Source organism: Microtetraspora malaysiensis (assembly GCF_001528665.1).
Lineage (GTDB): Bacteria > Actinomycetota > Actinomycetes > Streptosporangiales > Streptosporangiaceae > Microtetraspora_A > Microtetraspora_A malaysiensis.
The window spans coordinates 1-21,362 of record NZ_BBYJ01000050.1 but is presented as its reverse complement, the minus strand read 5'-3'; the positions used below and the strand labels follow the sequence as shown (position 1 = coordinate 21,362).

Annotated in this window: 18 protein-coding genes; 7 read left to right on the top strand and 11 right to left on the bottom strand. The window is 71.6% G+C overall.

Annotated features, from left to right (window positions below; translation table 11 throughout):
* A partial coding sequence (locus AWQ71_RS39640) for an HNH endonuclease signature motif containing protein (RefSeq protein ID WP_169806745.1) occupies positions 1 to 205 on the top strand: 205 nt, incomplete at its 5' end.
* 852 nt (positions 206 to 1,057) lie between these two features.
* On the opposite strand, the gene AWQ71_RS39635 is transcribed toward AWQ71_RS39640, so the two are convergent.
* Entirely contained in the window at positions 1,058 to 1,960 is a 903-nt protein-coding gene (locus AWQ71_RS39635; protein ID WP_067144338.1) for a LysR family transcriptional regulator, read from the bottom strand.
* 91 nt (positions 1,961 to 2,051) lie between these two features.
* Here AWQ71_RS39635 and AWQ71_RS39630 point away from each other — a divergent pair, with 91 nt between their 5' ends.
* Entirely contained in the window at positions 2,052 to 3,290 is a 1,239-nt protein-coding gene (locus tag AWQ71_RS39630; RefSeq protein ID WP_067144334.1) for an MFS transporter, read from the top strand.
* Between the two features lie 291 nt (positions 3,291 to 3,581).
* Here the strand turns inward: AWQ71_RS39630 and AWQ71_RS39625 are convergent, their stop codons facing one another.
* On the bottom strand, positions 3,582 to 4,817 hold the full coding sequence (locus AWQ71_RS39625) for a cupin domain-containing protein (RefSeq protein ID WP_067144332.1): 1,236 nt from the start codon (positions 4,815 to 4,817) through the stop codon (positions 3,582 to 3,584).
* Between the two features lie 23 nt (positions 4,818 to 4,840).
* On the opposite strand from AWQ71_RS39625, the gene AWQ71_RS42475 reads away from it, so the two are divergent.
* Both AWQ71_RS42475 and AWQ71_RS39620 read left to right on the top strand, forming a co-directional pair.
* A complete protein-coding gene (locus tag AWQ71_RS42475; protein WP_157570895.1) occupies positions 4,841 to 5,017 on the top strand; it encodes a hypothetical protein in 177 nt (58 codons plus the stop codon).
* Between the two features lie 86 nt (positions 5,018 to 5,103).
* Complete coding sequence (locus AWQ71_RS39620) at positions 5,104 to 5,907, top strand: inositol monophosphatase family protein (protein WP_067144330.1); 804 nt, start codon at positions 5,104 to 5,106, stop codon at positions 5,905 to 5,907.
* Between the two features lie 28 nt (positions 5,908 to 5,935).
* Here AWQ71_RS39620 and AWQ71_RS39615 read toward each other — a convergent pair whose 3' ends face one another.
* Positions 5,936 to 8,323, bottom strand: coding sequence for a glycoside hydrolase family 65 protein (locus tag AWQ71_RS39615; RefSeq protein WP_067144336.1), 2,388 nt, complete (start codon positions 8,321 to 8,323; stop codon positions 5,936 to 5,938).
* Between the two features lie 123 nt (positions 8,324 to 8,446).
* Here AWQ71_RS39615 and AWQ71_RS39610 point away from each other — a divergent pair, with 123 nt between their 5' ends.
* Entirely contained in the window at positions 8,447 to 9,043 is a 597-nt protein-coding gene (locus AWQ71_RS39610; protein ID WP_067144328.1) for a CBS domain-containing protein, read from the top strand.
* A 52-nt stretch (positions 9,044 to 9,095) separates the two neighbouring features.
* Here the strand turns inward: AWQ71_RS39610 and AWQ71_RS39605 are convergent, their stop codons facing one another.
* The 4 genes from AWQ71_RS39605 to AWQ71_RS39590 form a co-directional block, all read right to left on the bottom strand.
* Positions 9,096 to 11,708 carry an ABC transporter permease gene (locus AWQ71_RS39605; RefSeq protein ID WP_067144326.1) on the bottom strand — a complete coding sequence of 871 codons (2,613 nt, stop codon included), beginning with the start codon at positions 11,706 to 11,708 and terminating at the stop codon, positions 9,096 to 9,098.
* Positions 11,708 to 12,430, bottom strand: a complete 723-nt coding sequence (locus tag AWQ71_RS39600) for an ABC transporter ATP-binding protein (protein WP_067144324.1) — start codon at positions 12,428 to 12,430, stop codon at positions 11,708 to 11,710. The genes AWQ71_RS39605 and AWQ71_RS39600 overlap by 1 nt, the downstream gene beginning before the upstream one ends.
* Positions 12,431 to 12,557: 127 nt before the next feature.
* Positions 12,558 to 13,457 carry an NAD(+)/NADH kinase gene (locus AWQ71_RS39595; RefSeq protein ID WP_067144322.1) on the bottom strand — a complete coding sequence of 300 codons (900 nt, stop codon included), beginning with the start codon at positions 13,455 to 13,457 and terminating at the stop codon, positions 12,558 to 12,560.
* A 297-nt stretch (positions 13,458 to 13,754) separates the two neighbouring features.
* Positions 13,755 to 14,345 (bottom strand): TetR/AcrR family transcriptional regulator, encoded by a 591-nt coding sequence (locus tag AWQ71_RS39590; protein WP_067144319.1) that lies wholly within the window; start codon positions 14,343 to 14,345, stop codon positions 13,755 to 13,757.
* Between the two features lie 155 nt (positions 14,346 to 14,500).
* Here AWQ71_RS39590 and AWQ71_RS39585 point away from each other — a divergent pair, with 155 nt between their 5' ends.
* A complete protein-coding gene (locus tag AWQ71_RS39585; protein WP_067144317.1) occupies positions 14,501 to 15,520 on the top strand; it encodes an aldo/keto reductase in 1,020 nt (339 codons plus the stop codon).
* Positions 15,521 to 15,589: 69 nt separating this feature from the next.
* On the opposite strand, the gene AWQ71_RS39580 is transcribed toward AWQ71_RS39585, so the two are convergent.
* The 3 genes from AWQ71_RS39580 to AWQ71_RS39570 are packed head-to-tail and all read right to left on the bottom strand — an operon-like array spanning position 15,590 to position 18,541.
* On the bottom strand, positions 15,590 to 16,924 hold the full coding sequence (locus AWQ71_RS39580) for a Dyp-type peroxidase (protein ID WP_067144315.1): 1,335 nt from the start codon (positions 16,922 to 16,924) through the stop codon (positions 15,590 to 15,592).
* A 22-nt stretch (positions 16,925 to 16,946) separates the two neighbouring features.
* Entirely contained in the window at positions 16,947 to 17,963 is a 1,017-nt protein-coding gene (locus tag AWQ71_RS39575; RefSeq protein WP_067144313.1) for a hypothetical protein, read from the bottom strand.
* A gap of 44 nt (positions 17,964 to 18,007) precedes the next feature.
* Complete coding sequence (locus AWQ71_RS39570; protein WP_067144311.1) at positions 18,008 to 18,541, bottom strand: hypothetical protein; 534 nt, start codon at positions 18,539 to 18,541, stop codon at positions 18,008 to 18,010.
* Between the two features lie 325 nt (positions 18,542 to 18,866).
* Between AWQ71_RS39570 and AWQ71_RS39565 the strand changes: the two genes are divergently transcribed.
* Positions 18,867 to 19,895, top strand: a complete 1,029-nt coding sequence (locus AWQ71_RS39565; RefSeq protein ID WP_067144310.1) for a TolB-like translocation protein — start codon at positions 18,867 to 18,869, stop codon at positions 19,893 to 19,895.
* A 707-nt stretch (positions 19,896 to 20,602) separates the two neighbouring features.
* Here AWQ71_RS39565 and AWQ71_RS39560 read toward each other — a convergent pair.
* On the bottom strand, positions 20,603 to 21,362 hold a 760-nt coding region (locus tag AWQ71_RS39560; protein WP_157570892.1), incomplete at its 5' end, for an HNH endonuclease signature motif containing protein.

Sequence of the window (21,362 nt, the reverse complement as noted above, 5' to 3'; positions counted from 1 at the left end):
GGCCGAGATCGACCACATCGAGCCCTGGTACCCGACCGGCCGCACGAACTTGGACAACCTCGCACCACTGTGCGCCGCGGACAACAAGTGGAAGTCCCGCCACCCCGACCGGGTAGAAGTGATCGATCAGGGGGACGGGACGGTGTCGATGCGGTTCTACCGGTATTCCAAGCTCCGCCCCCGACGCTGGACCGACAGGCAGTGACCAACCACCACTGAACAACGATCCGCGAGCCGCGAGCCGCGAACGGCGACTCGCGATCCGCGAGCCGTGACCCCCGCGATCACGGAACAGCGATCTGTGATCCGTGGCCCCTGGTCTGCGAGCGGCGACCGGAAATCGGTGGTCAGTGATCTGCGATCGGGGAGCGGGGATCGGCGGGGTGATCGCGGCGGCCACCTTGTGATCCGGCCCCTCCCGCGGGCCGGCCCGGCAGCATGCCATGAATCCACGTGCCAAGGCTTCACGCGCCAAGGCCCCACATGCCGGGCATCCGCGTGCCGGAGCTCCACCGCCAGGGCTCTACGCGCCCGGCATCCACATGCCCGAATTGCACGCGCCAGGGCTGCACGCGCCAGGGCTGCACGCGTCGGACGTCAGCGTGCCGGAGCTTCGCGCGCTGCCCCAAGTGGTGGGTGGACAGGCAGTGACCAGCGATCCCTGAACGGCGATCCGCGATCCGCGAGCGGCGTAATGATCGGACCGCCCTGGGGCCAGGCCGTTCGTCCAGTAGGGCGCTCCAACTGGACCCGGCGGTCTTGGCCCGCTTCCCCTTCGGGCGGGTCGACGGCAACACGGGGTGATCAGGAAGCCGGAGGTGTACGCGGGCGCGTGAGAAGTTCACCCGCGGCTACTCGCGTAGCCCACAAGCGCAGTTCACGGATCGCCCCGGCCAAGCGGTCATCGTCAGCTGCCCCAGCGGGCGCGCATGGCTGAGCCCTCAACTCGGATTCGGCATCGAGATCACCCCACAGCCACTGAAACGCGCCGTGGTCACGCGGGTCTTCCTCGGCGATAACCTCCACGGCGTTTTCCGGGATTGTCGGCCGTTATGCCTTATGCGGCCAGGACCACTCCTCCGAGCGCATGCCCGACGGCCGCCTCGTTGAACGCCCGGATCGCCGCTGTCTCCGCCGCCTTCACCCAAGCCAGGCCGAGAATCGAGGGAGGCAACCCCGTGACGGAGATGAAATTGATGTCCGGGTGTCTGTGGTGAGCCGCGGTGGGGGTGCAGAACAACATGCCGCCCCGGTTGAGCGCCACCTGAGTCAGCCCCTCCTGACTGGTGGCCACCGTACCGGCCAGGGGAATGGGACGGCCGGAAGGGGTAGCGGACGGCGCCACACGCTCGCGCCACGCGCGCGGAGCCGGGCCGTCCAGGCCGATCAGAGGCACGTCGGCCAGTTCCTCCGCGTCGATGCTCGAACGGGCGGCCAACGGGTGACGCGCGGAGACACCGAGCTGGTACGAGACCCGATTCAGCCCTCCACCCGTCGCCAGATCGGGCTCGTCCACCGGAAGCAGCGTGAACGCGACGTCCACCTGCCCGGCCCGCAACTTTCCGAAGGGGTCGGAGAGCGGGATCTCCACAAGCTCCGCCTCGCACCCCGGATATCGGCGCTCAAAGGCACGCACGCTGCCGGTGACGACCTCCGTGGGCGTGGCCAGGAAGCCGATCCTGATCACGCCTGTCACCTCGCGGGCGGCCGCCTTGGCGCGGCTGACCGCATTCGCGAGACCGTCGTAGGAGGGGCGCAGGTCGGCCAGGAAACGTTCGCCCAGGGGAGTGAGGCTCACGTGCCTGCTGGTCCGGTGGAAGAGGCGGCCGCCGACCCTGGTCTCCAGCGAGCGCATGAGCTGGCTCACCCGGCCGGGCGACAGGTAGAGGCGCTCGGCCGTACGCGCGAAGTGCAGTTCCTCACTGAGTACGACGAAGCACTCCAGTTCTCTGAACTCCATCTTCACCTCCGTCTGATCGCTTAGTCCACCTAAACCAAGCTTTCGGCCTTCGCCATTGTTCCCGCTGGTGGTCGACAGGAAGCTGGCTGGCATGACCATGACTGATGTCTCCGCCGCTACCCGGGCGCGTTGGCTCGCCGTGTTCTCGGTCTCGGTGGGCACCTTCACCGTCGTGACCAGTGAGATGCTGCCTGTCGGCCTGCTGACCTCGATCGCCGCCACCCTCGGCGTCTCCGACGGGACGGCCGGGCTGATGATGTCGGCACCCGGATTGGTCGCCGCCGTCTCCGCGCCCGTGCTGGCGATCACCACCCGACGGCTCGACCGACGCGTCACGCTGCTGGGGCTGATGGCGCTGCTGGCGGTGGCCAACCTGGTGGGCGCGTTCGCGCCGAGCTACCCCGTCATGCTGGCCGCCCGGGTGCTGACCGGGGTGAGTATCGGCGGGTTCTGGGCCTTCGCGGCCGGCCTCGGTCTGCGACTGGTGCCCGAAGGGGCCGTCGGGCGAGCCACGTCGATCATCTTGGCTGGCGTGTCGGTGGCGTCGGTACTGGGGGTGCCCGTGGGGACGTTCATTTCGTCGTTCGCGGGGTGGCGGACCGCGTTCATCTCCATGGGGGTGCTGGCCCTGGCCCTGATCCCGCTACTGGCCACCACCCTGCCGTCCCTGCCCGGCGAGTCCCGGGCTCGCGCGTCCGAGCCGTTGCCCCACGAGTCCCCTGCCCGAGCGTCGGAGGGGTGGTTCGCCCGGCTCTCCGGCCCGCTCAAGGTCGCCCTCGTCCTGACCGTCTTGATCGTGTCCGGCCACTTCGCGGCCTACACCTACGTCCGGCCGTTCCTGGAGCAGGTCTCACACGCCGGTCCCACCCTCGTCAGCGCCGCCCTGCTCCTGTACGGCGCCGCGGGTGTGGCCGGCAACTTCGCGGCAGGCGCATGGGCGGCCAGGAATCCCAAGCCGGTCCTGATCACATTGGCCGTGCTGATGGCCCTCTCCATGGCGGCGCTGCCCCTGATCGGCCTACCCCTGATCGTGCTCGTGGTGTGGGGCCTGGGCTACGGCGGCGTGGGAGTGACACTGCAACTCTGGATCATGCGGTCGGGCGGCGGCGAAATGGGCACAGCGCTCTTCGTCGGTGCCTTCAACGTTTCCATCGCGCTCGGCTCGTTCGCCGGCGGTCGGGTCGTGGACGGCGTGTCGCTCTCCACGGTGATGTGGGTGGGAGCGGCGCTCGCCGTGGTCAGCGCGGCCGTCACCGGCATCTCGGGCAGGGAGCAGAACAGCCGGTTCATTAAAGGATCGCGCCTGATCGGGGTACCGTCCCGTAAGTAGGGCAGGTCGTGGCGACCGTACACCGCCGGCAAGCGGTCGAGCTTTCACACCCGGGAAATGCGCTCGGCTCTGCCGACGGGCACGCCTGCGCCCGTCGGGCCGCATCAACCGATACGCCGGGAAGGCTACGGTGATCTACCGACGGCAGTCAGCCCGATGACCGTGCGCCGGCCTCGCCCGACAGCAGGGGCCCTCGGCGACGCCGTATCCCTCGCCGGCGAGCAGGTCCACGATCTCCTCGGCCAGGGCCGCCGCCGGATGGCGGGCGGCGGCCGGAAGGTCGGCCGTGGGTCAGCGCTCTTCGACGGCCCAGGCCGCGATGCGGTTGTGGACGAGGTCCATCTGGTCCCAGGCCCGGCGGCAGATCGCCACGAGCCGGGGGATCTCCGCGGGAGGCATCGTGGCCAGCCGGTGGCGTCCGAGCTCCCGGTGCTCGTCGTCGGCGACGGCGTACGGTGCGAAGAAGTGGTCGCCTGCGGCGCTCCGGCCATGCTCGGCGGAGGCGGAGGCGGAGGCGGAGGCGGAGGCGGAGGCGGAGGCGGAGGCGTCCCGGCCGTACACGGCGGAGGCGGCCCCTCCGAACAGGTGGCCGCTGGTCTCGGCGACCATGTGGACCAGGACGATCTTCTGAGCCTCGTCCAGCTGGTACATCTGGGCGACGAACCAGGTGCAGGCCGCGTCCAGCACGGCGTCGTCGACCTCGTCGAGGACGCCGTAACGGTCGCGCAGCAGCCGGTCGTGGCCGTACGCCTCTCGCAGGTGCGCCTCGTACTCCTCGCGCAGGACGGGATCGACGCACACGGCCTGGCGGGCGAGCAGCATCCGCTGGAAGTGGCGCGACCACACGTGCAGCGCCGCGAGGAAACGGGCGCGCGTCCGTGGATCCTCCCGCAGCCGGCCGGTGCGCAGCAGCCCGAACAGGTCGTTGCCGGTGTGCCGCTCGGCGAGGGAGGCGTTGATCTCCTCCAGCTCGGCGAGGGACGCCGGCACGGCTGAGCCGTACTGGGCCGCTTCCACGGCCTCGTCCAGGGTGTCGTCCACGGCCTCGTCCAGGGCGTCGTTCAAGGCCTCGTTCAAGGCGTCGGCGCCGAACGACACCCGGGGCGCCAACTCGTCCTCGTACAGGCCGGCGCCCTCGAACTGCACGGAAAGGCCGTGGAACTCCTGGCCCGGCGCGGTGCGGAACCCGTGCGCGGACCCGGCGGGCACGCACACCACGTCGCCTTCGGAGAGCGGCCGTTCCCGCTCTCCCAGCAGCCGCGCCGAGCCCCGGCAGACGATGATCATCAAACTCGTCGGGTGGCTGTGCACGGCCATCTCCTCGCCGTCGCGGAGCCGTACCCACGCCAGGGACGGCCGTCCGGAGTCGGGCAGGAACGCCGACAGGACGGGATGGCGCCGGAAGTCGCGCTGCTGCCCGATCCGGTGCGTCTCCCCGTCGACCACGACCGAGGTGATCGGCCGGATCTGGGCGCGTGCGACGGTGGTCACGGATGTGACGGCGTCCGCTGTCGCCAGTGTCGTCATGACGTGCCTACCCTTTCGTCTATGTGGACGCCGTTCTCGGCGAGGACGGCGAGCAGCCGGTCGTTGCCGGCCGGTTCCCCGACCGGGACGCGCAGGTGGCCGCGTCACCCCATCGGGTCGGCCCGCTCGCCGGACGCTCCGTACGTACGGCCACGAACCCCGCCGGGTCGCCACTTTGCGCGCTCATGAACATACATTGAGTGACTGTCGGTGGAGTGTGATCGCGCGCTAAAGGCAGGAACCCCCGGACGCGGGCCGCTCGGCGCCCGCGTTTATCCTTCGCTCCGTGATCACCACAGATGAGGAACTGGCCCTCGCCGCGGCTGAGGCGGGCGCGGCCGTTGTCCGCGCCATGTACGGTTCGTCACCGGTACGCGTGCAGAAGGCCGCCGGCGACTTCGCCACGGCCGCCGACATCGAGGCGGAGAAGGCGATCCTCGACGTCATCCGGGCCGCCCGGCCGGGCGACGCCGTGACCGGCGAGGAGAGCGGTCGTACGGGGTCGGCCGGGACGGGGCGGATGTGGCTGGTCGACCCCCTGTGCGGCACGCTCAACTACGCCGCGCGGAACATGCTGGTCGCGGTGAACGTCGCCCTGCGCGTGGGCTCGGACGTCACCGCGGCGGCCTCCGCAGACCCGTTCGCCGACGAGGTGTTCTGGACGGACGGCGACCGCGCGTACGTCCGCCGCGACGGTGTGGACGAGAGGCTCGCGCCGTCATCCGATTCCCGGCTGGTGGACGTCAACCTCGATCCGCCGTTCCCGAACGCGCCGGGTTTCCAGGCGGCCCGCCTGCTCTCCGACCCGCGGTTCGGCGAGCGGTTCCGCCCGCGCGTCGTCTCCACCACTCTGGCGGTGGCCTGGGTCGCCGCCGGTCGGCGCGCCGCGTACGTCACCGACGGCCATCTGCGGGACAGCGTCCACTTCGCGAGCGGGATCGCGCTGTGCCAGGCCGCCGGATGCGTGGTGACCGATCTGCGCGGCGAGCCGCCGCACACCGGAGCGGGCGGGCTCGTCGCGGCGGCCGACCGGGAGACGCACGCCGCGCTGCTGGAACTCATCCGCGACCAGCGGTCACCTGATCGGTAGGCTCACCGGCCGGTGCCGGACGGCGCGCTCATCGTTCGTCGCGGTGCGCGGGCAACGGGAACGTATGGCTCTCGCCGCGCCGTAGCCGCACGTGGCGGCCGGTCACGGCGACGTCCACGGTGGGCGGCCCGTCGTCGGCCCGGGTGATCCGCACCTGGTCGGGGCCGGCCTCGATCGCCAGTTCCGCGCCGCGATAGCGCAGGCACAGTGACAGCGTGGTGAGCCGCGCGGGCAGCACGGGGTTCAGGTGCAGGCCGTCGGGCCGGGGTTCGAGGTCGAGGTAGCAGCGCTCGACCAGGTCCAGCGTCCCCGCCATCGCTCCCAGGTGGATGCCCTCGGCGGTGGTCCCACCTTGGACGTCGTTCAGGTCGCCGGTGAGGGTCTCGGTGAAGAACCGCCACGATCCGGCGCGGTCGGCACGGGCCAGCACCCAGGCGTGGACCACCGCGCTCAGGGTGGAGCCGTGGCTGGTGCGCGCGAGGTAGTGGCGCACCGTGCGGCGGACCATGTCCGGGGCGACCGGATAGCCCAGCCGCTCCAGGATCCGCCGCAGCTCCCCGGCCGTGAGCAGGTAGAAGAGCATGAGCACGTCGGCCTGCTTGGAGGCTTGGTAGCGGTTGGTGCTGTCCCCCTCCGCGTTCAGCGCCCGGTCCAGCCGCCGCACGCCCGCGTGGCGTTCCCAGTCCAGCTCGGCCAGCTTCTCGTAGCCGCTGAACTGGCTGATGACGCCGTCGGGCAGGAAGTCCACCCGCATCCGGCGGGTGATCTCCTCCCAGCGCTCCGTCTCGGCGTCCGCCAGGTCGAGGCGGCGGCGCAGCTCCTCCCGCGCGCGGCGGGGTAGCAGATCGAGCGCCTGCCGGGCGCGCAGCAGCAGCCACACCGTCATGATGTTGGTGTACGCGTTGTTGTCCAGCCCGGGGGAGGCCGCGCCCGGGTAGCCGTCGTGGTACTCGTCCGGCCCCATCACCCCGTGGATCTCGTACCGGGCGGACACGGGGTCGAGCCGGACCAGGGACGCGAAGAAACGGGCGGTCTCCACCAGCAGGCGGGCGCCCGTGCCGGTCAGGAACTCCATGTCGCCGGTGATCGCGTAGTGCAGCCAGGCGTTGTAGCCGACGGCCAGCCCCACGTGGCGCTGGAGCCGCGAGTTGTCCGGGTTCCACCGCCCGGAGCGGGGGTTGAGGTGGAGGCGCTGGGTCTCGTCCCGTCCGTCGCTGCCGCTCTGCCAGGGGAACATCGCCCCGCGCAGGCCCAGCGCGCGGGCGGCCGCCCGCGCCTCCGGCAGCCGCCGCAGCCGGTAGCGCAGCAGGCTTTGGACGATCTCCGGGAAGCGCAGGCTGAGCCACGGCAGCACGAACAGCTCGTCCCAGAAGACGTGCCCCCGGTAGGACTCGCCGTGCAGGCCGCGCGCGGGCACGCCGACGTCGAGGTCGGCGGTGTGGGGGGAGAGCGTCTGCAGCAGGTGGAAGGTGTTCAACCGGATGTCCCGCTGGATGTGGGCGTCGGACACCTCCAGCCGGGCCCGCCCCCACAGCCCGCGCCAGGCGGTCGCGTGCCGTTTCAGCAGCGTGGCGAAGCCCGGCGCGCGGCGGGCCGACCGTACCGCGCCGGACCAGGCGTCCGCGATGGCGTGGTCGCGGGACGTCACCAGCGAGACGGTCTTGGTGACGGTCACCGGCCGGCCCCGTTCCAGCGCCAGGACCCGCGTCTCGGTGACGCGGTCGTCACCCTGTGCGATCTCCGGCTGTCCTGCGCACTCCCGCGGAGTGACGCGCAGGCGCGCGGCGAGGACGACCTCCACGCCCGAGGAGCGGGTCCGCGCGCGCAGCCAGGTCAGCGCGCCCTCGATCCCCGTCGCGTGGCCGGTCAGGTGGTCGCCGCGCAGGTCGCGGTACCGCGGCACGCCGCCGTTGACGACCCTGCCGTCCAGCGCGGACGCCACGCGCAGCGGGCCGGACCAGTCCTCCGCCGTGAAGGTCGTCTCCAGCGCGGCCACGAAGGGGTCGGCCATGGAGACGAGGCGGCGCTGCCGCACCGCGGTGACGCGGCCGGCGGCGTCGCGGAAGCGGAGCCGCCGGTGCAGGACGCCGTGCCACAGGTCCAGCTCCTGCCGGTAGTCGAGCAGGTCGGCCGAGCGCGGGGAGAACCAGTCGCCGTCCGGGGTGGCGAAGGTCAGCGGCAGCCAGTTCGGCAGGTTCACCATGTCCTCGTTGGTCACCTGGTGACCGGCGACGGAGGAGGTGAGCCGGTCGTAGCAGCCCGCGACGTAGGTGCCCGGATAGTGGACGCCGTCGGCCACCGACTCCGGCGCCGCGCCCCGGGTGGCGAAGCGGCCGTTACCCAGCGTGCACAGAGCCTCCCGGCGCCCCTCCTGGTCCGGGTCGAACCCCACGTACACCAGGGACCACGGATTCACCTCCGTTTTCACCGGTGCTCCTTCCCGTACGGCCGGGCGACCCCGCCGAGTCCGCCCGCCGGCGCGGGACGGCGTAACGTCGGAAGTGTCATCCGAACATGATCGAGACGTGGGGCGATCGCCATGCTCGTCGCGGAGATGATGACGACCCCGGTGGTGTCGGTACCTCGCACGTGGAGTGTGAAACAGGCCGTCCGCCTGCTCTACGAACAGGACATCACGGCCGCGCCCGTGGTGGACGAGCGGGGGCGGATGGTCGGGATCGTCAGTGAGATGGACCTGCTGCGCGCGGAGTTCGAGGCGGACCCCGGGGCCTACCGCCGTCCGGCCGCCGGGCCGGGCTCGCGGCCGTCCGTGGGCGTCACGGACGTCATGACGACCGCCGTACGCGTGGTCCAGGAGGGCGCCGACATCCTCGACCTCGCGAAACTGATGATCACGATGGGCGTGAAGAGCGTGCCGGTGCTGCGCGGCGACGACCTGGTGGGCATCGCCAGCCGCCGCGACCTGATGGGGGTCCTGGCCGAGGGAGACGAGCGGATCCGCGACGACGTCCTCGCCGCGCTGCGCGACTCCACCGAGACGGCGGGGTGGCGGGTGGCCGTGCACGACGGGCTCGTGGAGCTGTCCGGCGGCGGCGCGGACGAGCGCTCGGCGCGGATCGCCGAGCTCATCGCCGGTACCGTGCCGGGCGTCGCCGGCGTCACGCTCACCCGGTGATCCGCACCGGCGCGGCCGGCGGGGGCCGCGACATGCCCCCGCCGGCCGGAGTTCAGCCGCGGATCCGCTCGGCCGGCCTGCCCGCGAGGGCGGCACGGGCGGGGAGCAGGGTCGCGGCGAAGGCCAGGCCCAGCGTGGCGGCCACCATCGCGGCCAGCACCACCGGCCGCACGTGCGGGACCGCCGAGCCGGTCACCCCGTAGCTGACCGCCGCCAGCGTGGGCACCGCGATCGCCATGCCGACGATCAGCGCGACGCCGCCGACGAGCAGCGCCTCCCAGCGGACCACGCCGAGCACCTGGCGGCGGGTGCCGCCGACCAGGCGGAGCAGCGCGAACTCCCGCACCCGCCCGGCGGTCGCCATGACCAGCGTGTTGACCACCGAGATGGCGAGGAACACGATGATCATGCCGAGCGCGAGCAGGTTGACCCAGTCGTTCAGCTCCGCCGCCGCGTCCCGGTCGGCCTGGGCGCCCGCGCGGTCCGTCACCGTCAGCGCGGGGCTCACCGCGGCGAGGCGGTCCCGGGTCGATCCGTCGCCCACGACGAGGAGCCGGTCGGCCATGCCGGAGGCGGTGTGGGCGCGCGTCAGGTCGTACGGCAGGGCCACGTCGCCGAAGCCGAGCCCTCTGTCGTAGACGGCCACGACCGTCGGTGTGATCGGCGTGCCGTCGCCCAGGCGCAGCCGCACCGTGTCGCCGACCGACGCGCCGAAGGATCCCGCGGCGAGCGTGCTCAAGGCAACGGTGTTCCCGGCGTTCCCGCGCAGCCGGTCCAGCGATCCGGCCCGGACGTCCAGGTCGAGCCCGTGCGCCGGGACGGTGAGCCCGAGCGCGCGGTACGGGCGCAGCGTGCGCTCGCCCAGCTCGTGGAAGTCGCCGATCACCCGGGTGTCGATCACCTCGGTCACCCCGGCGACCCCGGGGAGCGCTCGTACGGCGCGGGCGATGTCCGCCGGCACCCCCGGCCCGGCCGAGCCCACCACGTAGTCGGCCCGCATGCCCTCGGCGGCCTGCCGCACGGTCGCGTGGCCGATCGTCGACTGGGTGAAGACGATGGTGCCGGCGAACGCGAGCATCAGGGTGAGCGGGCTGACCACGGCGGCCAGCCTCCTGGCCCCGGTACGGGTGTTCGCGACGGCGAGGTAGCCGCCCACCCGCGACGCCCGGCCGAGCGCGCCGCCCACCAGCGCGACGGCGATCCGGACCAGCCACGGCCCCAGCAGCGCGGCGCCCACGGTGAGGAAGATCACGATGCCGCCCGCGCTCATCGCCGCCGTCTCGCCCGCCACGGACATCGCGACGACGCACAGGGCCGAGCCCAGGGCCAGGAAGACCAGCCCGGTGACGGTGCGGGCGCGGCCCAGCGCGCGGGGCTCGGCCGCCGCCTCGCCCAGCGCCTCGGTCGGGCGGATCCGGGTGGCCCTCCGCACGGCCCCGCGGGCCGAAAGCCAGGCCGTGGCCGTCCCCAGCGCCACGGCGATCAGCATCGGCACCGGTCCGAGCGTGAGCGGGAAGACGTCCGGGACCATCCCCTTGGAGACGAGCTCGCCGAACATCCACCGGCCCACGGCGACGCCCAGCGGCACGCCGGCCGCGCTCGCCACCGCGCCGATCAGCAGCGCCTCCTTGCCGATCATCGACCGGATCTGTGCGGGGGTGGCGCCGATCGCCCGCAGCAACGCGAGCTCGCGTCCGCGCTGGCCCAGGGCGAGCCCGAACGTGCCGGCGACCACGAAGGCCGCCACCATGATCGAGATGCCGGCGAGGCTGCCGCTGAGCATGACGAGCGTCTCCCTGGCCGCCGAGGCCCGCGGCTCCTCGGCGAACCCGCGCTCGTCGCCCACGTACGTCACCGGACCGGACGCGGCCGGCGCGTCGCCGCCCTTCGGGCCGTCCTTCAGGCCGTTCTTCAGATCGAGGGAGACGCGGGCCGTCGTGTTCTTCGACGTCGGCAGCGCGGCGTCGATCCGGTCCTTCAGACGTTCGGGATCGCCGGAACCGAACACCCCGAACGCGGATACCCGGTCCCGATGGCCGAACAGCTCGGCCGCCCGCGGCGCGGAGAAGAAGACCGCCGGCTGCCGGGAGCCACCGGCACCGGCGACGCCGGCCACCGTGTAGGCGCGCAGGCCGTCCCGGCCCAGCACGCGCGCCGTCGCGCCGACCTTCAGCCGGGCCGCGTCCGCCAGGGCGGCGTCGAGGACGACCTCGTCGGGAGAGGCGGGCGCGCGTCCGGCGCGCAGCGTGTACGGCGTGAGCCGCGCGGACTCCCACGCGTGGCCGTAGGCGCGGCCGTGGACGGCGCGGCCGGCCGCGTCCAGCAGCCCGACGGGGAAGGTCAGCTCGGGCACGACGTTCCGTACGCCGGGCACCTTCGCGAGGTCGCCGGCCAGCGAGGCCGGGATCGTCGCGGGCTCCTCCAGCGGCATGCTCTCGGTCATCTCGGCCGGGCCGTCGTCCCTCTTGAGTATCGAGGTCGACTGCGGCCCGGCCACCACGACGGGGGCGGCGCCGTACCGCTCCGGCCGGATCTGGGCGCGCAGGCCGGTCTCCATGAGCACCCCGCACGCGGTGACCAGGACGGCGGCGAACAGCAGGGCGAGGACGGAGCCGACCAGCGACGGCAGGCGGCCGCGCATGGTGGCGAAGGCGAGGCCGAGCATCACGCGGCCGCCATCGACCGGCCGAGGTCGGACATCCGCCGCGCGATGGCGTCGGCGGTGCCGGAGCGGACGGTGTCCACGATGACGCCGTCCGCCAGGAAGAGCACCTGGTCGGCGTAGGCCGCCGCCACCGGGTCATGGGTCACCATCACCACGGTCTGGCCCATGGCGTCCACGACCTGGCGCAGGAGGCCGAGCACCTCGGCGGCCGTCGTGGTGTCGAGGGCGCCGGTCGGCTCGTCGGCGAAGACCACCTCGGGCCGGGTCACGAGCGCGCGGGCGAGCGCCACCCGCTGCTGCTGGCCGCCCGAGAGCTGGGACGGCCGGTGCGTGACGCGGTCGCCGAGCCCGACCCGCCGGACGATCTCGTCCAGCCAGGCCCGGTCGGCCCGTCCTCCGGCCAGCCGGAGCGGCAGCGTGATGTTGTCGGCGACGCTGAGCGAGGGGATCAGGTTGAACGCCTGGAAGACGAAGCCCGCCTTCTCCCGCCGCAGCTCGGTCAGCCGGGTCTCGTTCATCCGCGACAGCTCCACGTCGCCCAGGTGGACCGTGCCCGACGTCGGCGTGTCCAGCCCGGCCGCGCAGTGCAGGAACGTGCTCTTGCCCGACCCCGACGGCCCCATAACGGCGATGAACCCGCCCCTGGGCAGCCCGACCGTCACCCCGCGCAGGGCGTGCACCTGGTGCGCTCCCCGTCGGTACGTCTTCGTCACCGCATTCATGCGAATGGCTGGCGATGCCACCTGAATCCCCCGTGTGTCCCGATTTCTGATTACCGGGGTCAACCGTATGGACCAGGGGGTTTCCGGCGGGAGAAGGCGTTCCGCCGTCTCGGTGGTAGGGCTGCCCCTACTGTCTGTCGGCCTGTCTGTCGGCGTCCGCCGCGTCGGGGCGGACCGCCAGCAGCTCCGCCGAGTCGGTGAGGCTGAGCTTCCTGCGTACGCGCTCGTAGAACGTGGTCAGGCCGAGCCGTACGACATGAGCGGCGGCGGGCCGGGGACGGATGCCGATGCGGTCGCCGGGCTCGACGTAGCCCGCCACGTTCCCGTCCACCTCGACGGCGAGCCGCCCGCTGGTCGGAAGCACGGCCAGCTCGACGGTGTCCCGCAGCGACAGCACCACCCCGCGGTTGTGCGCGGAGTGCGGGGCGGCCGGGGTCACGAGCAGGGCCTCGACCTCGGGGTTCACGATCGGGCCCCCGGCCGAGAAGCTGTAGGCGGTGGACCCGGTCGTGGTGGCGACAATGACGGCGTCGCCCGCGTAGCCGATGAACGGCCGGCCGTCCACGCGCACCGCGACGACGGCGGTCCTGCACCCGGGGACGCGGACCACCGCGACGTCGTTGAAGGCGGTGACGACCCGGGAGCCGAGGACGGCGTCCACGGCCAGCCGGGGCTCGATCGTGAAGCGCCCGGCGTCGATGGCCGACAGCGCGCCGTGCAGGTCGGGCACGTCGACCTCGGCCAGGAACCCGAGCTTGCCCACGTTCACGCCGAGGACGGGGGCGCACTGCCGGTCGGCCAGTCGCATCGTTCTCAGCATGGTGCCGTCACCGCCGAGGCTGACCAGGAGCTCCGACCGCGGGCCGAGCTCCTCGGGCGGCACCGGGATCACCGCGTGGTCGAGCCGCTGAACCTCGTCCTGGATGCCGAGGACCAGCGCGTCCCGGCGAGCGGCCCACTCCAGGATCGCGACGACCGCCCCGGCGCAGTCGCGCTGAGGGTGCAGAACCAAGCCGACAGTGCGCATGACGGCAAGCCTCCGTGCTCCGGCCCGGGGACGCGGGCGCCGTCGCGCGCTGGGGCCGCCGCCCGCAGGCCCTACTCCCGCGGCGGCGTTCGCTCATCACTGTGGGAGCGGTGCCGCCACACCCGCCGCCTCCGAAGCCCCCGCCGAACCGGAATCCGATTTATCCCAGAAAAGACATTCTAATGATGAGAAGTTCGATCTCTGGAGGCGGCCCATGGGCCGGCCTCGCCTCCCACCGACCTGCGCGGCGTCGACACCCTCGCCTGACCGGAGCCGGCGTCGTGGACCGGCCGATCGTCAGTGCGGCCGGCGGAGTCCCGCGATGAGGATCTCGACCAGTCGACGCGCGTCGTAGCGGGGGTCGCTGTCCGCGCCTATGCAGAGGTTCCCCACGCCTCGCATGAGCTCGTAGGCCTCCAGGTCGGGTCGGATCTCGCCGGAACCGGCCGCGGCGTCGAGCAGCTCGGTGCACACGGGCACGAGGCGGTCGAGAAAGTAGGCGTGCAGCGCGTCGAAGCCGGCGTCGTCGGACCGCAGCGCGGCGGCGAGTCCGTGCTTGGTGACCAGGAAGTCGACGAAGAGGTCGATCCATCGCCCCAGTGCGGCGTAAGGAGTCGCGCTGGTCGCCAGCAGCGCCGGACCGGCCTCGGCGCAGGCCTCGACCTGGTGCCGGTAGACCGCGATGATGAGATCCGCTCGCGTCGGGAAGTGGCGGTAGATCGTGGCCGTCCCGACGCCGGCCCTGGCCGCGATGTCGCGTACCGGCGCTTCCACGCCCGATGTCACGAAGATCGCGGCGGCCGCGTCGAGCAGAGTCTCCTTGTTGCGCCGGGCGTCCGCCCGTTTGGGCCGGGCCGCGTGCCCCGCGCCACGGTCGCCGTCGTTCATCGCGCCGTTCCCTCCACAATCGGGATTGCTAAACGGGACAACGTTCCGTATCTTCAAACGGGACATGGTTCCGGTTGCTCATGATGCCAGAGCAGGGGACCGGCGGCCAAGCCGCGCGTCGCCACCACACTTCACCCGCAACGGAGGAGACAGTCATGCAGTACCGCACCTTGGGCCGCACCGGTGTGCAGGTCAGCTCCCTCGCGCTCGGCGCGATGAACTTCGGCGCGATCGGGCGCACCACCCAGGACGAGGCCACCGCCATCGTCGACGCCGCCCTCGAGGCCGGGATCAACCTCATCGACACCGCCGACATGTACGGCGGCGGCGGGTCGGAGGAGATGGTCGGCAAGGCCATCGCCGGTCGCCGCGACGACATCGTGCTGGCCACGAAGGCGAACATGCCCATGGGCGACGAGCGCAACCATCAGGGCAGTTCGCGCCGCTGGCTGGTCACCGCGCTGGACGACAGCCTGCGCCGCCTCGGCGTGGACCACGTCGATCTCTACCAGATCCACCGGTGGGACCCGAGCACCAGCGACGAGGAGACGTTGTCGGCGCTGACCGACCTGCAGCGCGCGGGAAAGATCCGCTACTTCGGCTCCTCGACCTTCCCCGCGTACCGCATCGTGCAGGCGCAGTGGGCCGCCCGCGAGCATCGCCTGAGCCGGTACGTCACCGAACAGCCCAGCTACTCGATCCTGCAGCGCGGGATCGAGAGCCACGTACTGCCCGTGGCCGAGGAGTACGGGCTCGGCGTGCTGGTGTGGAGCCCGTTGGCCTCGGGCTGGCTGTCGGGAGCGATCCGTGCGGGCCGGGAGATCGCCACCCACCGCTCGACGTTCATGCCGCAACGCTTCGACACCGCCATCCCGTCCAACCGGGCCAGGCTCGACGCCGTCGAGCGGTTGGCCGGCGTCGCCGACGAGGCCGGCCTGACGATGATCCAGCTCGCGCTCGGATTCGTGACCGCGCATCCCGCCGTGACCGGCGCGATCATCGGTCCCCGCACGCTGGATCACCTGCACGCGCAACTCGCGGCCGCCGACACCGTGCTCTCCGCCGACGTGCTCGACGCGATCGACGCGATCGTCGCCCCCGGCACCGACCTCGCCGCACACGAGAAGTTCGACACTCCGCCCGCGCTGCTCGACCCGTCACTGCGGCGTCGCTGACCGCGGACAGCCTTCACATCCTCTCCCGCGGCTTCCGAGTCCACGGAGTCGCGGGGGGAGGGAGGCGCGTCAGTCTTTGAGATCACCGAGCCAGCGCAGGGCGCTCAGCCCGGGCATGAAGCAGTACTCGCCGCCGCGCGTGACGACGAACCGTGGCAGCGCGCGCAGCCGCCGTCGTACCGGCCGCCGGGGGATCGTGAACTCACCGGCGCCGTCGCCGGCTCCGACTACCGGGTCTCTGGCGTCCCCGGCGCCGAAGAAGACGCCGTCGTTCATCCATTGGGACTGGACGAACTCGAACTGCCGCCCGAGGTGTGCTCCGATGAAGGTGAACATCAGCCCGCGGTCGGCCCCGTCGTCCTCCAGGACCCCCTCGGGCAGCGGCGGGCCGTACACGGTGCCGCGCCTGATCATCCGGTGCAGCCGCGGCGCCCCCGCGACCGCGGCGTCCCGCGGGTTGGCCCGGCGGATGTGGCAGCCGGGAGGGGTCGTGAATCCCGCCGGATCGTCCCGCTCGAAGAGGAAACGGTTGTTGCGGTGTGGGTCGGCGCCGAGGACGGGGTCGTCACGCAGCGGGCTGAGCGCCAGCGGAGCGCCGCTGCGCCAGCGTCCCATGATCTTGGCCGCGAGCAGTTCCTCGTCGTCGGGACCGGTGGAGTTGTCCTTCAGATAGCGCCGGAACGCGGCGACCCGCTGGTGGAGTTTGCGGAAGGCCACGTAGGCGCCGTTGCGTCCCAGCACCTCAGGTTGCGGGCTCTGGACGCCGCCGAGCTCGTCGCGGTAGCCCAGCACGAACTCTCCGGCCTTGAGCGGCGCTTCCAAGGGGTTCGACCCGGCGATTCCGCTGCCTTCGACGGCCGGGTGGCTGATGCCGTCACGGTAGCCGAAGGGCTCGGTCTCGGCCGGCAGCGCGTAGCAGTCCTGCCGCCAGATCGGGACCACACCGGGCAGGTGCCGGAACGCCGGGCGGGCGCGATCGACGGCCGATTCGAGCTGGGCGCGGTCCGGTGCGAGCGCCACCAGCACCACGTGGACGTCGGGCGTGCCCAGCGGCGGTTCCCAGTTCGCGGGGCCGCTCTCGCCGGTGTCGCCCAGCGCGTTCGCCCGTGCGGCCATTCCCTGCCGGAACTCCCAGGCGAACGTGTCCAATGACTCCTGCGGCACGCCCAGCGCCCTGAGGCCGGGGCAGGTGAGCGCGATGCTCACCCACGTCTCGCCCACGGGACTCATCGAGTCGGTGGCCGCGGTCACCACCTCGCTCGCGCGCCGCATCAGCTCCCGTCCGTGCGCGCGGTCGTCGATGCGGAACAGGATGTATGTCGCCGCGTACGGGGTCGGCCGAGGGCTGAGAACCCCGCGCTGGATGTCGTCGAGTTCGAGCGCGGCCTGGGTTTGTTCGGTCACGGACAACCTCCTCCCCGCGGCACTACTTGGACGAGACGATGTTTCTCCAGAAGTTGCGCAGGCTCTCGTCTCCGCCGAACAACGAGCTGAAGATCGTGGAGTCCGCCAGGAGTATGTCGCCGCCCCGCGCGCCGGTCGGGGGCATCCACAGGAACATGTTGAACTCGGTGTTCCCGGCCTCCGTGAACGGGTGCGGCTTGGACAGGTCGATCGGCTGCCTGCCCAGCACGTGGACGGCGTCCGGGTCGTCCGTCGTCACGGCGTAGTGCGGCAGGTGCAGGTGGAAGTTGAAGGTCGTCACCCCGTCCAGCCACCCCTTGGTGTCCAGATCCCTCGTGACGGACAACGGGGCGATCTTGCCCGGTCCCTGTGCCGCGGGACGCAGCCCGTAGCGGTTCTCCACCGGCACTCCGAGCCCCCGCATCAAGGAGCGGGTGTACTCGCCGAACCGCTGCTGGCGGGGGACCAGGAGGTCGCCGTGATGGTGGTACTCCATATCGCGCACGGCGAGGTCGTCCGAGGCCCCGACATCGTGGTGTGGCCCCAGGACCAGGCAGGTTCCCTCTCGGCCGACGAACTGCCGCAGCGCCTCGATCTCCTCGGGCGCGGCCTCCTGTCCGGTGATCATGTGGTCCAGGCCGAACACGAACAGGGTGTCGGTGTCCGCCAGCACCCGCTCGTCGAGCGGGGTCCGGAAGCCGGCCTGATCGATCCGCTGGTACACGGGCACCGGGTGTCCGGTGGTCTCCAGGACGAACTGCTGGAACGGCACCCAGGCCCAGAAGAACAGCTCCAGCGTCCCGGCGATGCCCTGCTGGAACCGCATCGGGTCGGACCACTTCGGGTCCTCGTACGCGGGCCAGGCCACGCGCCGGACCTCGGTCATCGTGGAGAACCGGTTGTCGAGCTCGGCCGGGTTCCGGCCGGCCTCGGCCGGGTAGCTCCATGCGACGTAGATGCTCACGCGTCGGCGTCCGGGGGTGTACTCGCGCGGCACATGGTTCTGGTTGTAGGTACGTGCGGTCCTGAACTCACTCATCACGTCTCCATCGACGGCGCGGCGGGCGGGCGGGTGGCCCGGCCTCACTGCAGTTGGTCGAGCATCTCCGAGAGGGCGCTCTTGATCCGCAGCGCTTTCTTGATCTCGTCCGAGGTCACGTACGGATACTCTCCGTACTCGATGAAGCTCGGGCACTGGTGCTCGCGGACGAACCTGACGAACGCCTCGGGGTTCGTCCGCCAGTCCTCGGGGAACCCTTCGAGATTCTCGAAGGCGGTGCTCACACCCGACCTGGTGAACAGCGCGATGGCGTCCTCGGTGTACTTGTCGAAGTCGGTGTCGAAGATGCCCTGGTACATGAAACGGGTGTCGTCGTCGAAGAGCACCCAGCGCAGGTAGTGCAGTTTGAGTGGCGCGAGAAGGTACGGATCGTCTTCCAGAGCCTTCGCCAGCGTGTGGCCGTAGTTGCGGATCGCCTCTGCTCGGCCGGGCTTGACCGTGGCGATGACGGTGAACCCATAGCAGGCCGGGGTCCGCGGAAAGACGGGACCGTATTTCCCCTGCTCGAGATGGTCGGTTTCCTTGGGGATGACGACTGCCTGTGGCTTGATCTCCATGCTTCTCCCTCCGTCACCAGCCAGTGGGGGGAACGCGCCAGAGCAGCTAACCGGACAATACCCCCAGGTAGGGATAAGCGTGAGATAAGTCCGCGCTCGCACGGTCCGGCCGTCCGGGTACGACGCCGACAGCCTCGCCCTGTTCGCGGCGCGGCCGGTGGCTGGCGGAGACCTCGGCGGCTGATCGCCGTGCGGGCTCCTTACGGCGCGGGCGGCAACCGGTGCTCAAGTGCTCTGCAATCGGGTGGGCGTTCACTGCGTGCGCAAGCCCGGGAGGCACCGCCAAGCGCCGGACCGGGACGTGCCCGTTATCTCAGGAGATCTGATGAAGCGCACCGCGCTCGGTCCGACCGCCGCCACGCACCCTGTCACGCCCGCGTCGAAGCGGCGTGTCCTGTCCGGACTCGCTCTCGTCCCCGTCGTGCTGGCCCCCCTGCTGCTCGCGCCCGACGCCGTGCTCGCCCGCACCGCCCCGGCCACCGGAGTCGGGGGAGCCGGTGCGGTCGGCACGGCCGGCGGATCCACGAGCGCGGCGCCGAAGCCGCTCGAGGGGGTCGCCGTCTACGTGAACTACGACGCCAAGGGCTATCCGGTCACCCGCTACGAGCCGGGCAGCGGGTTCGTCAAGCTGGGCCGCGTGCCGGGCATCACCTTCCAGTTCGCCGCCTCGCCCGACGGCACGAAGTTCGCCTGGATCACGCTGGACGGCCGGCTCCACGTGGGCGACGGGAGCACGGAGAAGGTCGTGGCGAAGGGCGCGGCCGCCGGGTTCCCCTGCCTCACGCCGGTCTGGTCTCCCGACTCCACCCAGATCGCCTACATCCCCAAGAGCAACGCCGACAAGTCGCCGCTCATGGTGGTCAACGCGGACGGCACGGGCGCGCGCAAGGTCGGGAGGACTCTGGGCGTCTGCCACCTCGCCTGGTCCGCCGACGGACGCCACCTCGCCGGATATGCCGGGACGACGGACGGCGTCTACGTGTTCGACATGCAGAGCGGGACCTCCGTCCGGGCCAGGGGCATCAAGCTGGCCAACCACGTGCAGAGCCTGTCGCCGGACGGCAGGAAGGTCGTGCTGCGCACGCTGTCGCCGGAGGAGCCCGGGGGTGACGGGGTGTGGCCGGAGAAGTTCTGGACGACGGTCGTCGACACCGTCACCGGCAAGAAGGTGCCCATCTCGGTGAAGGGCCTGAAGAGCGGCGCGTACTACCTCGCCGACGGCCGCCTGGTGGTCCGCGTCGCCGGCCGAACACACAACACCCTGGTCGTGCTCGACTCGTCCGGCAAGGAACTGCAGCGGCTCGCCGAGCCGGCGCAGGCGCGCGACCAGGGCATCCTCCAGATCGTCCGATGACCCGCACCGCCGGTACGGCCCCCGGCGGCTAACAGCTGGACGCCGACGCGCTGCGAGCGGCCGGCGCGGCTCGGCCGCATGCACGGCGAACGGTGCGGCGAGCAACCCGCCGGCCAGGCCCATGACAGAGATCAGGTATGCAGAGCCCAGCCGGTCGCGGGCAGGTCGGTACCGAGCTCGTGGCGTTGATCAATGCCGAGCCCCTTCCCGACGATCCTCCTGCCTCTTCACCCAGCGGGGCGTCCGCTCCACGCCGACTGGAACGTCCGCGTCAACCCAAGTACCGGGAGTTCCGGCACGCTGACTTCCAACGCCTGCCGCCCGGGCGCGTGGAGCGCTGGCGCGTGCAGTTCGGGCATGTGAATGCCCGGCCCCAGCGCGGTTCGCACGGCCCGGTCCCGGCTGAGACTGCCCAATGAGCACGTGGACCGCCAAGCCGTCGTGTGGAGCCCTGGGGTGTGGAGTTCGGGCATGCTGCCGGGCCGGCCCGTGGGCGGGGCCGGATCACCGGGTGGCCGTCGCGATCATTGCCCCGATCCCCCGATCCCCCGATCCCCCGATCCCCGATCGTGGCTCGCGGCTCGCGGCTGGCGGGTCACGGATCGCGGGTCACGGATCGCGGTGGTGGGTCACGGCTCGCCGATCTCCAGTCCTCGTTCGCGGGTCGCCGTTCGCGGGTCGCGGGATGGCTGTTCAGTGGCCGTTGGTTACTGTCTGTCGGTCCAGCGTCTGGGGCGGAGCTTGGAATACCGGTAGAACCGCATCGACACGGTCCCATCCCCTTCATCGATCACCTCTACCCGATCCGGGCGACGGGACTTCCACTTGTTGTCCGCCGCGCACAACGGCGCCAGGTTGTCCAAATCGGTGCGGCCGGTCGGGTACCAGGGCTCGATGTGGTCGACCTCGGCCAGGTAAGCGGGGACGTCACACCCTTCGCGGCAGCAGGTCCGGTACGTGGCCAGGATCGCTTCCCGCTGGTCGGCCGAGGCCAGCCGGCGCGCCCGCCCGAAGTCCTTCATGATCCCGTCCGCGTCGCGGAGCACCCGCCGTAGTTCGGCGGTGTAGGCCATCCGCCGCGCGTCCTGGGCGGGGATCGGGGTGCCGTCCTCCAGAAAGGCCGGCTCCTCCGATTGTCCGGTCAACGTCTGCTCGGTCACCGTCACGTGCATCACGGTGCGCCTGCCGCCCTGCGACAGGCGGATGGCGAGGGCGTCGGCCATACGGCGGCCGTGGTTGCGCAGGTCGGTGCTGTCGGTCTTCACCGCCAAAGGTTCCAGCCAGGTCTTCAGCTGCATCTTCAACTCCGGGTCGAGCAGCCCGCTGACGCGGCCCATCCCATCGGCGGTGTCGGAGATCGTCAGGTGCTGGCGTTCGGTCTTGGCCGCCGCCCGCGCCAGCCTCCCGTCCGGGTCGATGGTCTCGATGATGGTGTGGCCGGCGCGGGCCACGTCCTCCACCGTCGAC

Coding starts and splice junctions, on each gene's coding strand:
- AWQ71_RS39575 (WP_067144313.1), bottom strand. CDS start 17,963: ATGAGTGAGTTCAGGACCGCACGTACCTACAACCAGAACCATGTGCCG.
- AWQ71_RS39605 (WP_067144326.1), bottom strand. CDS start 11,708: ATGCTCGGCCTCGCCTTCGCCACCATGCGCGGCCGCCTGCCGTCGCTG.
- AWQ71_RS39600 (WP_067144324.1), bottom strand. CDS start 12,430: ATGAATGCGGTGACGAAGACGTACCGACGGGGAGCGCACCAGGTGCAC.
- AWQ71_RS39595 (WP_067144322.1), bottom strand. CDS start 13,457: ATGCGCACTGTCGGCTTGGTTCTGCACCCTCAGCGCGACTGCGCCGGG.
- AWQ71_RS39570 (WP_067144311.1), bottom strand. CDS start 18,541: ATGGAGATCAAGCCACAGGCAGTCGTCATCCCCAAGGAAACCGACCAT.
- AWQ71_RS39585 (WP_067144317.1), top strand. CDS start 14,501: ATGCAGTACCGCACCTTGGGCCGCACCGGTGTGCAGGTCAGCTCCCTC.
- AWQ71_RS39630 (WP_067144334.1), top strand. CDS start 2,052: ATGACCATGACTGATGTCTCCGCCGCTACCCGGGCGCGTTGGCTCGCC.
- AWQ71_RS39635 (WP_067144338.1), bottom strand. CDS start 1,960: ATGGAGTTCAGAGAACTGGAGTGCTTCGTCGTACTCAGTGAGGAACTG.
- AWQ71_RS39610 (WP_067144328.1), top strand. CDS start 8,447: ATGCTCGTCGCGGAGATGATGACGACCCCGGTGGTGTCGGTACCTCGC.
- AWQ71_RS39625 (WP_067144332.1), bottom strand. CDS start 4,817: ATGACGACACTGGCGACAGCGGACGCCGTCACATCCGTGACCACCGTC.
- AWQ71_RS39590 (WP_067144319.1), bottom strand. CDS start 14,345: ATGAACGACGGCGACCGTGGCGCGGGGCACGCGGCCCGGCCCAAACGG.
- AWQ71_RS39565 (WP_067144310.1), top strand. CDS start 18,867: ATGAAGCGCACCGCGCTCGGTCCGACCGCCGCCACGCACCCTGTCACG.